Raw genomic sequence first — 13,866 nt, 5'->3', positions numbered from 1 at the left:
TGGGAGTTTCCCTAGCAATATTAAAATAGCGATAGGATAAAAATCGAAATCTTTTCTATTCGAATTAAGTTTTTTTATATTATGGATGATCACTTATTTCAAAAATAATTTTAGCGTCATTCTTTAAAGCCTTAGTCACTGTAAGATTCCATGCTCTTACTCTACTATGCCATTTACGATGTTTTAAAAAATTCTGCCAATCAATTTCGTATATAGCTTTCAATTCAAGTTCTTTAGTAAAAACTACTATTATTACGTATTCAAACTTTTGAGGCTCTATACCTTCTGCATTAGGTTCGAAAAGACCAAAAAAGACACCTGTCACTTTACCTGTAGTAGCTTTAATACTATATCGATTCCCTTCAGATGATATAGCATCTATATTTTGAGTGCCTATTGGCGCTGCTTGCAGCCTTGGCAAATTAGGAGTACTTCTATATAAGTTAATTGCAATTGATTCACCTAATTCACCAATTACATTATTTGTTCTAATTAGATTACGTTGCTTTAATTCTTTTAACCAAATACCATATACACTAATTAATTCTAAATCATTTAAATCCATTAAAGTTTCATTTATTTTTTTATTCATTTCCTTTTTCGCTTTCCATGAAATTTAATTAATACATTCTAAATAATATTAATATTCCATTTTTTTATTTATTATATTTTCTAATTTCGTACAAACCAGGCAAGACGTACATTGACTTATAAAAATATAAAGACGTATACATAATGCGATACATTTTAAAATCATCTGGGGACATATATATAACATCATCCCTTTCATAAGGTCTGCCTATATACTCATAGCATATTACTATAATATTAACTTCTTTCCTTGCTCTTAATTTCGAGATCCAAAAAGGGGTATCTATGTTAACTCCCAATATTATATGTCCCACCATCTACCTTTACCTCACATTAATTATTTAAATTTAATATTTTACACTGCAAAATCTATATAATAAGTTCCATCTTTTAATAAAGAAATTTTAATATCCTTGCGACCATATTTCTCAAGATCTTCCATTGTTATTAAAGCATTTGGCGGCAAACCCATACGTTTTCTTATATATATTCCCAAAATATTTTTACTTGGAAAAGAACTGATTTGTTTAGGATATCTAGTTTCATCCATTGGTTGAGTTCCCTCTAACAAAGCTTGCATTATTTGTCCATCATCCCAAATTAACTCTATAGGGTCACTTCTTCTATGCCCTTTAGGAACACCATCGATTAAATTAGTATTAATTTGTTTTTTCGGAAACAGCATAGGATAATTTCTTAAATGAGACGTTCTAATAGTGATATAACTATCCCCAATATTGGTATGTCCATTTACACTATGTCCCCAATTTAAACCACTGCCTAGTGGTACTTCTCCTGTTTGAGGATTGTACAAGAGCATACTGCACTCACTATTAGCAGGGTGGCTAGCTGAATTTCTTGTAAGCAACTTAACATTGGGGGATGTACACTTTAAACAATTCCCTTGAATATGAGTCATGTAAGTTTCAAGGTCTTTAAAAGAATCACTTGTTATCTCAGCCAACGATTCTCTATTTGAAACACATAAGCCACTGTTGCTGAAATTTGCTGAACCAACTAATGCATATACTATACTCCCATTTAATTTCCATACATAACATTTCGAATGTATAGGGATATCTGAATACAAAATTTCATGAGCACCTTCAATATGATTTTTCTTTAAGGCATTATGAAGAGCTTCAGGAACTAATTCACTCCCATACATTCCATAAATAACAACTGTAGAAAGTGGTAAGTCAATAAGCTTTTTAACTGGGTTCGGCCCTACATATCCTGAAAGAATTTGGAGTTCATCGCACTCGATGTATTTATGAACACTAAAAATTTTTTCTTCCAAATTATTTGTTAGAAACATTTTTTAATACCCCCTATATTCTTTTAGTCTACAATACAGATCTTTAGATGTATATATAAGTTATTATAAGGAAATTAATAAATAAAATTATATTAACCCACAAAAAAAAGCAGCTATTTAGCTGCTCTCAATAAATGAAAATAGGTTATTGGAAAGTTTTGATTCTACTTTGTACTCGGGTGAAAGTATTTCGCTGAGGGCAGCCGCTAACTTTTCGGCAAGCTTCGGTGGCACAGCATTCCCAATCATTTTGTAATTTTCACTGGGGGTGCTAATAAATTCATAATCATCATCAAACGTTTGTAATCTTGCCGCTTCTCGAACAGTAATAGATCTAGCTTGAGATGAATCAGGATGAATATGCCGTAAACCATCTTTATAAAGATGCGCTGGAATAGTGTTACTTTGAGAATCCCACTTTAAAACGTAATACTTATGAACATTAGAAAATTTCCCTGTTTTTAATGTGTACAGATTTTTTAAAGATTCAGCAGAGACATATTTGTATGTTTTATTCTCAATATCAAGTGCTAACTCTCTGAAAATCTCAATATCCCTTTTGCTATGATATCTAGGTAAATGATTTGGTATACTATTATTATTTTTTATATGCGAATACTTTTTTCCATCAATTTTATAATCTTCTTCTGCTGGAATTAATTTTGGAAGATCCCTTATTGCATCGCTGACTGTTTTTTTCGGTTCTTTATGTGATGGAAGAATTCGATCATAAAAGTCAAGTAACACATCATTAGGATTGATGTAATATTCTTTGCTTAAAGCCAAAATAATTACTCGGTTTCTTTTTTGGGGAATTCCATATTCAGTAACATCTATCAATGCATGTTTCCTAAGATCTTCAACAATCGTATAACCAGCATCTTCAATTTCTTTACGAATCAAATCCGTTACAGGTATGCCACCTGGTTTAGCACTAAATATTCCTGGGACATTCTCAAAAATAAATGCTTTTGGTTTATATTTTTTAACAACTTTTAAGTAACTTTCAAAAAGATAATTTCTATAATCATCCTTCATTCCATTTTTATCTCTGATTCTCCCTGCCAATGAGTACGCTTGACACGGCGGGCCACCTATAATAACATCCACTTCTTTTCCAAATGCAAGTTTGTCCAATCCATCATGAGCAAAGTATTCCGAATCACCACTCCATCCTCGAAAAAGCTCTTCAGTGCGTTGCAAATCAAATCTTAATACTCTTTCTTCTGCATCTAAATAGTTCCATTTAGTTCTTAATCTATTAATTAAGTTTAAAGTTGGTGCTTTTTCCCACTCTACAGCCCCAACTAAATTATATACACCTGCTTTTTTGAAGCCTTCAGTCAAACCACCACAGCCAGCAAAAATGTCAATAGTATTATATTGTGTCATTATATTTTCACTTCTTCTTCTATACAAAGATATGATTTTAATTTCAATGCAATATGATACCCTAATAATGGCGGCACGGCATTTCCCGCTTGTCTATATTGCTGAGTTTTTGTTCCATAAAAAATAAAATCATCAGAAAATGTCTGTAATCTGGCGTTTTCTCGAACAGTAGGTACTCTATTAAATTTATAATGAAAATGATTTCTATGACCAGTATCTACAGTTTTAGATGGTTTCTTACTGTGGTATCTCGTCCAAGCTTCATTAAACTTTCTGCTGTCTCCTACTCCTGGAGGCAAATCTTTATAGTTTCCTCCTTCGGGAACTTGAGCTATTACTTGCTTCACTAAATCTGTATGTTTAGTTCCCACATGATTAAATAATTTAGATGAATTTCTTCTCATTATTCTTTGATAATCCGATAATGGAGGATTAATATAATCATCCTCTTCATCTCCAAAGTCTTCAACTCTATCTTGCAAGTCACTAATAGCTTCTTCGCAAGTTATATAATTATTAGGTTCATGGGTGGGAAAAGGAAATTCAAACTTCTCTTCACCTTTTACACCTACAAAAAAAATTCTTTTTCTGATTTGAGGCACCCCATAATCTGGAGCAAAGAGCACTTTATATGAAACTTTATATCCTAACTCATGAAAACTTTCCAATATTTCTTCTTTAGCCTTCCCTTTGTACAAGGTGGCCAAGCCCGGAACATTCTCCAATACAAACGCTTGTGGATTAAAAAACTTTACTGCATTTACCATCGAACGGAATAAAGTATTTCTTTCATCATCTTCTTTTCTAGTTCCCGTTAATGAAAAACCTTGGCATGGTGGACCACCTACAATTAAATCCACTTTTGTTTCGCCAATTATTTCTTTCATTTCACTAATTGCTTGCGGATCAAATAAATTTGTCTTTAATATTTTTGCTCCGTTATGATTTTCTTTAAAAGTTTTTAGTGCAATCTCCTCGTTATCTACTCCAAGTAATACTTCATAACCAGCGTCCATGAATCCTCTCGAAAGACCGCCACACCCGGAAAACATATCTATTACTGTAGGTTTTCTTTCGAACACCTTACTCACTCCTTCAATAAAACTTATAGCTAATTATACACGAACACACATTCCTCAAGTGTTTTTAAACGTTATTCTCATAAATATTTATGATTAATTCTCGCTAGCTCTTTACTTTCGAATATTTTATAATGCCCGTAACTCTTAACGAATTACGGGCATTTTTTACTTAACATCTTTTAAAAAACTTTTGTCTATGGCCACTGAATCAATCCCAGATAAATCTATTGAATAATTAATTTTAATAACATAATCTGTGAATTTTGGTGGTACTGCAGAATTAAAATCAATTAAAGGAAAATCTTTATCAACTTTATAGCTTTTCATTTCAAGCAATTCATATTTTTTATTTCTAATAGAAGTATTTTTTTCAAATCCTTGTAGAGATAAAGCTTCTTCGATTTTATATTCAGGATATCCACACACAATAAGTTTATTGACTAAATCATTAATTGAAAATCCATAATTCGCTTCTTCAAAACGGCAAAAATATAAACTTTGATTTCTATCGACACTTAATTGATACTGACTGGAAATATGAACAACATTGTCATACCTTAAAGCAGTTGATTTAACTTCAATTAATTCGTTATTTGTCTGAATGTCTACACTGGCAGCATGAGGGCCTCCCCAACTTGCACTTTTATCATTCATATAAATATAGAAAAACGAAATCAATTCCCCTAATACGCTGTAAGGTTCTTTAATATATGTTTTGTTTCCTACAAGTTCTTTATAACTATTCCACCAATCTAAAGGGTTTTCAGACAGCCTCTTTCTGTCTTCGCCATTTCTTCCAGGATCAAGGAAAACTGCACATATAGAAGCAAACTCATGTCGTAACTCTTCAGACCCTGAAGATAACCATAAAAAATTTGGTTCTCTATCGTTTAATTTAATAGTCTCAGTATAAAATTTTGAATTTGAAAATCGCTCGTTAATTGTGTGTCTAGCAGATACTTCAATTGCAACACCAAATTTCCCATGATCTCTAAAAACCCATGCTGAATAATCTTCTCCATAGCTTTTTAGCTGGACAATATTCCCTGGTTTTACAGAGGAAAAGTAATTTCTAATTTCTTCAATTGGTTTCATCATGCAATTACCTCAATTTTCTCCAAGATTTTTTCTTAACGCTGATGCTACAGCTTTTGAAAGCAAAGGAGGTACGGCATTGCCAATTTGTTTAAATGCTTCTGTCATAGAACAATTGAAGTAGAAATCATCTGGAAATGACTGCAGTCTTGCCGCTTCTCTAACTGAAATACCCCTAGGCTCCCAAGGATGAATATGACTGTAAGTATCTGTTCCTAAATGCGCCACAACTGTATGTGATGGTTTCTCCGGATCAAGCTTCTTCCACTTAGTCAGAAATTTCTCAATAGAATAAGGAGGTACTATATTCTTTTTAAGAACTTCATATTGATTCGGATGCGTTTTTGCTTTAATCCCCTTTTTTATGCATTCACTTGCAAGTATTTTCATTGCTATATCATGTGCATCTCTATAATTATCATTGACCTTCATTTTTTCAAAAATCCTAAAATCTCTTTTTGTATTTCTAAAACCATTTCCACTAACGCCTTCCATTTTCAAAAGAGAAGTTTTTCTCATTTTTATTTGATAATCACTTTGCGGAGGGGATTGATAAGGAAGCGTCAACTCTGGTTTATGCAGTTTATAAAGAGATTTGGAGGATGGAAATAAAATCGGTAAATCTGATAACGCTTCATTTACTGTAACCCAATTAGGCATGTCTGAATTCGCCGTTAGAGGCATTCTAAAATACTTAGTTTGAGTAAATTTAGGAAACCTCATTTCTGTCATTGTCTTAAATGAAGAATCAGGTCTCTTATGAGTAGGAGCGGGCATAAAATTTATAGTCCCCAATTCTTTTTTTACAGCCATTACAAAAACTCTTTCACGTGTTTGCGGGACTCCAAAATCAGCAGAATTTAAAACAGTCCAAATTGCTTCATAACCATTTTCAGACAACATTTCACAAACTGTTTCCGGAATATTTATTCCGTTGTAATTCACTGACTCAGGAACATTCTCCATCACTACTGCTCTTGCATTTAGATCTAATGCAATTCTTAAGAAGTCATGGAATAAAGCTCCTCTACTGTCATTAAATGCGCTTCTTTCTTCTCCTAAGGAATTAAGCTTGGCTCTTCCAATCATAGAATATGCTTGGCAAGGCGGGCCACCTATTACAATAGGATTGTTATGATTCGAGAAAACACTGCCATCCGTTAATGTAACATCGCCACACAAATGCTCATTCTCAATGCCATGTTTCCAATGAAGATTATAAGAAGCAGTATTAGCAGCCGCCTCATTTAATTCCATACCGCTAATGATGTGCATTCCTTCTTCCTGAAAACCCAATGCCAATCCACCACAGCCTGAAAATAAATCAACTACTTCTAATTGTTCAGTTATAATTTTAGTCAAAGTATTCAAATAGCTCCTTTGCGTATTGCTCATTTCCTCCTGGAACCAAAGAAGGTTCTATTACTTTTACGCGTGCTGTATTTAGTTTCATAACTTTTCGAAACAGTTTATTTCTGCTTGTTCCTTCAATTAAACTATAATGTTTCATTAGAGCTCTGGATAAATCTACACGATATCCTTTATTCCCTGGTCTCTCTACCATTTGAACCAAATCATCGGTTGTGTTATTTCTTAAAATTTCAAATGTGGCAGATGAAGTTCCTTGCCAAGACAAGAAAATATACCACCATAATGTCTTAAGCCATATACGTCTTGAATCATTATAAAATCTTCCTTCATGAAAACTACCCCATCTATCATATACAATATCTGCAAGAATGTTTAATGATATATATCTCCAATTATCATCACTTGAAGCATCTCTTTCTGAAAAATCCAAATTACGATTTAAATTTTCAAATAAATAAATAGCAAATCGCAAGTCTTTTTCATAAAGATTGGTACCCTCAATTTTTTTTATATCATTATATTTTCTTAAAAGAGTTGTATGGAGTTCACTGTAGTTGTCATCAGGCGAAAAACTTTCTATTCCAGAAATCTCCAGTGATCTAAAGCGTTCTGCAGCATCTTTCTTACTTAAATTAAACATTAAGCATATTCACTCCCAATTCTCGTTTCCCAATCTTTTCGAATAGTCTCTGCAAGCCTTTCAGGAGAAGAGATATCCCATTCAAAGTTTGTAAGGAAGTAATACACTGCCTGTGCAATTGTACCATCTTCAAATCCAATTCCATTTAATATATTTTCACTCTCAGAGTCTTCCATTACTTTTTGAATAATTACTTGCAGCGCTCCAGCAATAACTTCGCTTAATAAAGGTCCGTCTGATGTACCTTTTTTACCGCTGATTAAGTGGAAGTTTCTATGAGCAGAATTTAAGTTAATGCATATATAATCTTCTGTAAATGGATCACTCATAGGATCTGTAAAATTAAAAGTAACAAACCAAAGCGGGCGCTCTGGAGCGTAAACCTCTGTTATTGGGAAAACAGAACCTTGTCCATCAATGATAATAACTCTACTGTCTAACAGTCCGAAAATGGTTCCTGCTTGATCAGCGTAATGTGGTTGTTTAACGCTTGACGGTGATTCTAAATATAGGATAACTTCAACAGTTACTTCACCAATTAATTGCTTTTTACTGAATGTATGATTTATTTCTCCTTCAAAAGCGCCGATTATATTTGCAGTTATTAAACCTATTTTTTCAATCCCTCTTTGACTTGAACTCTTGGAATACCAACTCAATGCCACTCCTATCGTTGAACCCGGATCCGCTAGACCATTCTCTTTAAAAAGAAAACCAGGATTATTCAAAGAATAATTCATCTGAATCGTAAAATCATGTTTATTAGGATCCCAAATCCCTTGCTTATCGTCCAGGAAAATGGTTTGGTTATTTAATGAACTTTCTTGTTCTTCTAATTCCAAATTGAACTTCTGACCATCTTTAGTATAGGAAAAAGTCATTTCAGAAGTTTGATATCCTATTTTCATAAATAGCTTTTCATCTAATTCTTTAAAAAATTTTAAGTCATTTGTCATTTTTATCCACCCCTACTGATGAAAGAGAAATCGAGGGCTGAATAAAAGGATCTTTTCTTTCTACTTTTAAAACTCCGCTTAATAAACCATTACTTCGACCACTCGAGTACTCTATCCCACATACTATTCCTGTCTTCTTTGTTCTTACTAATTTAATTGGCAACGTTAAATCTTCTTCAGAACTTTGAGTCTCTTTTTCTTTATGATCTATACTCCCAAAGCTACTAATTTTCACTTCTTTAAGTACCAAAGGAAAGTCCGTACCTACGCCATTATCACTTTCCCATGTATCTCCTTTAATTAACCCATTCTCAGATAGAACTACGAGCTCCAAAGTAGAGTTATGCAATTTAGGAGATTGAATTTCAAATTCGAGATTCAATATACCTTGTTTATCAATATGTTGTTCTTTGATTTGAAATTGAGTTTTAGTAAGTTTTCTTCCTTTAGTTGTTCCCCCAGGCTTTCCAGGCGGATCCGTTGGTTTTCGCCCAAAGTTCTGTGGTGGCAACAATTTATTAGCTAGAGATTTGCTTAATGCACTTCTTTTACCTTTTTGGGCCTTTTCTTTATCTTCTATATACTTTTCTCTTATAGCTTTAGCAACATTATTTTGAATTCTCGATATTACAGTGATTCTTTTTTCTGAACTTATCAGATCTTTCCACGATGTATGATCAGCTTTTTCACTTCTTCTAAGGTATTGTTCCAAAACCCCATACTCTTCCATATGTCCGTTTTTGAACTCACTGTCAGAGTTTGGAACAAACACTCCTACTATAAATTCATTCTCAGTAGTCATTGGTATATCATTACACCATGCACCATCAGTTTCATAATTAATTATCATACCGGGTTTTCTCAAGTAGACTAATATCGGAGGATTTCCATTTTCCGAGTTATTTTCTGAATTTATATAGGTGTAAGGACTGTAACGATTTTCAGGTGGAAGCATTTTAAGATTTTCTTGCGTGAATTTAGAAAATGCTACTTTCCCTGCATTGCCTCCAGAGGTATTTTTAAAATCCCCGCGCAAATTTATCTCACTAATATTGAAATTAAACTTAAAGCGCTGATCCACGCTTTCTTTTTCTTTTTCTTTCTTTATACTTAATGCCCCATTATATAAAACCTGTATAATTTGAAACAAAGGTTCCATTTCGTTAAAGGTAATTTGCTTACCATTTACATGAGCGTTTAACCAACTGCCATATGGATAAAGAGGATTATCAATACGGGTCCCATACCATCTTTGAAAACTCACTTTAAAGTATTCTTCGATAGAACTATTCCACCATAAATCCTCTTTAGGGAGTAGTTTATTTTCATCAATGAACGGAATGATGATTTTAGTCCCGGTCTCTTGATCTCTAAAATTTTCAATCGAAAAGGTATTAAGGATTTCTTTGATTTCTTCAGAATCTGTTATTGGTACAGTTCCTTCATCCTTAGAAATTTGCCCCCACCAAGCGATTCCCCTTTTTGGTTTATTATCTTTTGATGGCAAAATAGCATCTTCGCTTTTTTCATCCTCAACCATAGTAGCTGCTAATCGCTCTTCATAATTCCCATCCTCTTTCAGTATCCTGGAGTAATAAAAAACTAATCCAATACCAAATCGAAAATAGACTGTTTTGCCCAATCCCCAAGAACCTCCAGCTCCAGATTTTTGTTGGGGTATACTGATCTCATAAACTAATTTTTGTAAGTTTCCGTAATTATTATCCTCTACTTCCTCTGCGTAAAAAGGACCTGTTAACCCTACTGTATTTGTATCTGAAATATAAAGAGCCTTAGCATTCTTTCCTCCAAAGCGCTTATTAAGTCCTGTTTGAATTCCTTCTAAATGCCGAATTAATAAATCACTATTAAATTCTTTTGTTCCTACATCTACAGTTACAGAATCATATTTTTGTAATGCAGCATCCAAACTATTCTGCACCGATTCTCTTATTAGCAGATCTAACAAGGGAGTATCATTGTTTTGCAATAATTTCAGCAACGAACTCCCTCTTTCTGCCATTCTTTCATGCTTAGCTACCTCAATCTTCATAGTTCTTCCTCTCCGATTTCTGCTTCTTTCTCTGATGTTGCTTTTAAATGTACGGTTAACTTTTTCGCCAAGCTCTTGTTACGCTTACCAGGAACCAATACACTCACACCAATAATGTCTTCGTCAAATTCCAAATCATATCTTTCACTTTTATTACCGGTTGAATTTCTTACTGAAGAATCTTTGTCGATTCGATATATAATGAGTTGAGCAGTTTTGTCCAAACCTGCTTTTTTCCTGATATTATGAACAGATAAATTATCCGCCTTAAGATCCTTAAAGTTTGCACCTGCTCTTTCCAACTCTTTCAAGCTCATATCTTTATAAAGATCTGAAGGATTTCTTAGAACTCCTACACTAACCTTATCACCTTCAACTGAATATTTTCCCTTTCTCGTACGTTGAACTTTCCCTATTTGATGACCATTTATTTTCCATCCATTGCGATTTTCGTCCACTTTTCCTTTACCAACAACTAAGATATTCCATCCAGTAAACCCTTCTTCTTTCTCAACTTTTTTATACCATTCAGAAAATCCATCTATTTGATCAAACACATGTGAGTTTTCAAATATAAACTTATCAAAAAAATGTTGCTTAATTTCATCAAACTCAATATCTTTCCACAATAACCCGGATTTATCATAAGTTAAAGCGCTTGGTCCTAATCTTTCAATAAATTGCTCAGCTACTTGTATATTATTCTCTAATGTATTTTTATCATTTTTGAAAACTACTGTTTGGCTGGAGACTCCGGAAAAATCCAAATTAGTTTCTATCGCACTTTGCATTCTGTTTTTAGCTGTAATTCTAAGCCAGGATAATTCTGGTGAATTTTTAATATGAGGACCATATTCTTCAGGGCGCATTCCTAATTCAACAAAAGGATGAAAATCTTCTCTCATTTCATGTTCCAAAGAGGCCAAGAATCTAAATTTATTCTGTGTATCTTCTGTCATCCAAATACGAGGTAGAAGCTCGTATCCTTTCCGGTACCCAAACCATCTTCCCATTTGCATCAATGTGTCACCTTGTTTAGTTGACCGAAGAAAGAATGTACTTACTAAACCTTCAATCGTCAATCCACGAGATAAAGTACTTCCTCCAATTACAATAAATGCAGGGGCATTAGATTCTAACTTTGATATTCCTTTTTTAGGATAAGCTAGTCGCACAAATTGATTTTCATCATTAACTCCATTATTCGCGCAGTTATCAATGCATAAATGGACTCCCTTGTGATAGTTAAGATCTCCTTTTTGATCGAGTTCTATATGAGATCTTTTTTCTTTCAACTCTCTAATTCCTTCAATAATTTCATCAAATTTAGGATAATTTTTAATATCAGAGTTTTTAACTCCGTATTTAGGATAACCACTACGAAAATCTTCTAGTGTAAATTTTTGAGTTTCATATGAATAGATATCCTTACATTTTTTTAAGAACTCTTCTGTAGACAAAGAGTCTAACCATCCATCAATTGATTCTGCTACTTTTTTGTGATGATTTTGTACCTGACTTGTGTGTATAAGCATGCTTACCGGTTTTTGATATTTCAAATACCGCTGTGCAGCAGCTGCACAGTAAAACCATAAAATTGATTTTTTCATTGCTTCAGGAAGATCATCTGACAAATCTTTATGGACTTCAATTAATTGATCTAATTCAATATCAGATATATCTCGAATAATATCTAACCCTGGATAATCATCGGTCTCATATAACCCAAAAATTTCTTTGGGCCCAAAGTATTCTTTGGGAGTTTTTAATATACCGATAAAATCTTTAGGATATAAGGATTCTTTAGAAGTCTCATTTAAAACATTCGCATACGGAGTTGCTGTATAGCTTATATAGTTCATTGACCGAGGTTTTGATTGAGCATTTGGTTTTCCGTTCACCAGCTCCACAATCAAACTATTTATCTTCGCTCTTTCTTCAGACTCAATATCTAAAGTATTTATACCTGCTTGGTCGGCTTCATCTTCAATTACCAATATCTTCATTTGTTTATGTTTTATTTTATCGGCAGTTAACCATTTAATCAGATTTTCCAATCTGCTTTTATGTTTTAAACAAACTGTTAAATATCTCTCTCGGTCCTTACTCTGTAAATGTAAAAATTGAGTATGCTTTGATAGAGGAGTTTTTTTAGAAGGATTATCCAATGCTTGCCAACTAAACATCCCAGGATGGTTAAGGTCACTAAATAATCGTTCTTCAGTTTGCTTCCTTAGGTTCTCGATTAAACCCGAAAGAATTATGAACATGTTCCATCCATGATCTGCTGCCATAGCCATAAGTCCAGCCATATTTGCAGTTTTCCCGGATTGCACGTTCCCTATAACTAACCCCTTTACCGCTTCAGCTTCCGCTGTATCAGGATTTAATTTTCTTAAAAGGTTAATCGTAGACTTCTCAATTTCGTTAATAGATTCTATGGACCAATTCTCTTCTTTCAACTTATTTTTATATAATTGCCATGAAGATTTAGGGTTCAATGGCACTTCAGCATCGCTGTCCGCATTTTCTGAAAGAATGATTGTTCGATCAGAACTTCTTTCTAACTGAATTTGCTGCTCTTCTGTATTTTTTGCCCAAGATACTCTATCAAGCCATAATTCTTTTGTAATATCATTTGAAAAAGCTCCTACCATCTTTTGCATATCAATAAATTTTTCTAGATCCTCAATTTTACTACCTCCACCATATTTAATTTGATCCCAACTTCTATCATTTATCCGCATTTTTTCTATCATGTTTAAAATGTAATCATATTTTGGTTGAGAATAGTTGCTCATGTCAAAACCCCTTTAATAGTTTCTTTATAAATTTATTCTTATTATAATAATTATACCTTAATATATTAAATTTGAAATAATTACCTTTAATTTCAACGTCATTATTTTATAGTATTTTAGGAGGTATTTGAATGAGCGAAAAAATTACCAAAGAGCAACGTTCTAAAAATATGAGTGCTATTCGTTCAGTTTCGAAGCTCGAAGATAGAATTTCAAAAGCGTTATGGGCGAAAGGTTTCCGTATACGTCGAAATGTTAAATCACTTTATGGAAAACCAGATTTTGCTATCAAGAAATATAAAATCGTAATTTTTATCGACTCCTGCTTTTGGCACTCTTGTCCCGTCCATGGAAATAGGCCTAAGAACAACAAAGAATTTTGGGAAGCAAAATTAAACAGAAATGTTGAAAGAGATAAAGAAGTAACTGATTATTATTTGAAAAAACAATGGCATATTATGAGGATTTGGGAGCATGATTTTAAGAATGATTTTGAAGGAAGCATACTGCTCATCAAAAATTTCATAAACGAAAGTAAAGAACAAACATCTAAAAGTAATTATTAAT

11 protein-coding genes are annotated in these 13,866 nt (G+C 33.2%); 1 reads left to right on the top strand and 10 read right to left on the bottom strand.

Annotation, left to right across the window (positions count from 1 at the left end):
• Positions 1 to 79: 79 nt before the first annotated feature.
• The 10 genes from ACTL32_RS05295 to ACTL32_RS05250 all read right to left on the bottom strand — a co-directional run bounded on the left by ACTL32_RS05295 (position 80) and on the right by ACTL32_RS05250 (position 13,299).
• Positions 80 to 592 (bottom strand): hypothetical protein, encoded by a 513-nt coding sequence (locus tag ACTL32_RS05295; protein WP_441340481.1) that lies wholly within the window; start codon positions 590 to 592, stop codon positions 80 to 82.
• 354 nt (positions 593 to 946) lie between these two features.
• On the bottom strand, positions 947 to 1,909 hold the full coding sequence (locus ACTL32_RS05290) for a restriction endonuclease PLD domain-containing protein (protein ID WP_441340480.1): 963 nt from the start codon (positions 1,907 to 1,909) through the stop codon (positions 947 to 949).
• Between the two features lie 117 nt (positions 1,910 to 2,026).
• On the bottom strand, positions 2,027 to 3,301 hold the full coding sequence (locus ACTL32_RS05285) for a DNA cytosine methyltransferase (RefSeq protein ID WP_441340479.1): 1,275 nt from the start codon (positions 3,299 to 3,301) through the stop codon (positions 2,027 to 2,029).
• Entirely contained in the window at positions 3,301 to 4,383 is a 1,083-nt protein-coding gene (locus ACTL32_RS05280; RefSeq protein ID WP_441340478.1) for a DNA cytosine methyltransferase, read from the bottom strand. The genes ACTL32_RS05285 and ACTL32_RS05280 overlap by 1 nt, the downstream gene beginning before the upstream one ends.
• Before the next feature lie 165 nt (positions 4,384 to 4,548).
• On the bottom strand, positions 4,549 to 5,481 hold the full coding sequence (locus ACTL32_RS05275) for a PD-(D/E)XK motif protein (protein ID WP_441340477.1): 933 nt from the start codon (positions 5,479 to 5,481) through the stop codon (positions 4,549 to 4,551).
• A 9-nt stretch (positions 5,482 to 5,490) separates the two neighbouring features.
• Positions 5,491 to 6,873 carry a DNA cytosine methyltransferase gene (locus ACTL32_RS05270; protein WP_441340476.1) on the bottom strand — a complete coding sequence of 461 codons (1,383 nt, stop codon included), beginning with the start codon at positions 6,871 to 6,873 and terminating at the stop codon, positions 5,491 to 5,493.
• Complete coding sequence (locus tag ACTL32_RS05265) at positions 6,833 to 7,489, bottom strand: hypothetical protein (RefSeq protein WP_441340475.1); 657 nt, start codon at positions 7,487 to 7,489, stop codon at positions 6,833 to 6,835. Before ACTL32_RS05265 ends, ACTL32_RS05270 begins: the two co-directional genes overlap by 41 nt.
• On the bottom strand, positions 7,489 to 8,445 hold the full coding sequence (locus ACTL32_RS05260; protein WP_441340474.1) for a hypothetical protein: 957 nt from the start codon (positions 8,443 to 8,445) through the stop codon (positions 7,489 to 7,491). Before ACTL32_RS05260 ends, ACTL32_RS05265 begins: the two co-directional genes overlap by 1 nt.
• On the bottom strand, positions 8,435 to 10,498 hold the full coding sequence (locus ACTL32_RS05255; protein WP_441340473.1) for a hypothetical protein: 2,064 nt from the start codon (positions 10,496 to 10,498) through the stop codon (positions 8,435 to 8,437). Before ACTL32_RS05255 ends, ACTL32_RS05260 begins: the two co-directional genes overlap by 11 nt.
• A complete protein-coding gene (locus ACTL32_RS05250; protein WP_441340472.1) occupies positions 10,495 to 13,299 on the bottom strand; it encodes a Z1 domain-containing protein in 2,805 nt (934 codons plus the stop codon). Before ACTL32_RS05250 ends, ACTL32_RS05255 begins: the two co-directional genes overlap by 4 nt.
• Positions 13,300 to 13,430: 131 nt before the next feature.
• Between ACTL32_RS05250 and ACTL32_RS05245 the strand changes: the two genes are divergently transcribed.
• Entirely contained in the window at positions 13,431 to 13,865 is a 435-nt protein-coding gene (locus ACTL32_RS05245; RefSeq protein WP_441340471.1) for a very short patch repair endonuclease, read from the top strand.
• The last annotated feature ends 1 nt before the right edge of the window (position 13,866 follow it).

The sequence above is a fragment of the Planococcus sp. FY231025 genome (assembly GCF_052078085.1).
Lineage (GTDB): Bacteria > Bacillota > Bacilli > Bacillales_A > Planococcaceae > Planococcus.
This window is presented reverse-complemented; position numbering and strand designations above follow the sequence as displayed.

Coding starts and splice junctions, on each gene's coding strand:
- ACTL32_RS05245 (WP_441340471.1), top strand. CDS start 13,431: ATGAGCGAAAAAATTACCAAAGAGCAACGTTCTAAAAATATGAGTGCT.
- ACTL32_RS05295 (WP_441340481.1), bottom strand. CDS start 592: ATGAATAAAAAAATAAATGAAACTTTAATGGATTTAAATGATTTAGAA.
- ACTL32_RS05290 (WP_441340480.1), bottom strand. CDS start 1,909: ATGTTTCTAACAAATAATTTGGAAGAAAAAATTTTTAGTGTTCATAAA.
- ACTL32_RS05250 (WP_441340472.1), bottom strand. CDS start 13,299: ATGAGCAACTATTCTCAACCAAAATATGATTACATTTTAAACATGATA.
- ACTL32_RS05265 (WP_441340475.1), bottom strand. CDS start 7,489: ATGTTTAATTTAAGTAAGAAAGATGCTGCAGAACGCTTTAGATCACTG.
- ACTL32_RS05255 (WP_441340473.1), bottom strand. CDS start 10,498: ATGAAGATTGAGGTAGCTAAGCATGAAAGAATGGCAGAAAGAGGGAGT.
- ACTL32_RS05270 (WP_441340476.1), bottom strand. CDS start 6,873: ATGAGCAATACGCAAAGGAGCTATTTGAATACTTTGACTAAAATTATA.
- ACTL32_RS05260 (WP_441340474.1), bottom strand. CDS start 8,445: ATGACAAATGACTTAAAATTTTTTAAAGAATTAGATGAAAAGCTATTT.
- ACTL32_RS05285 (WP_441340479.1), bottom strand. CDS start 3,301: ATGACACAATATAATACTATTGACATTTTTGCTGGCTGTGGTGGTTTG.
- ACTL32_RS05275 (WP_441340477.1), bottom strand. CDS start 5,481: ATGATGAAACCAATTGAAGAAATTAGAAATTACTTTTCCTCTGTAAAA.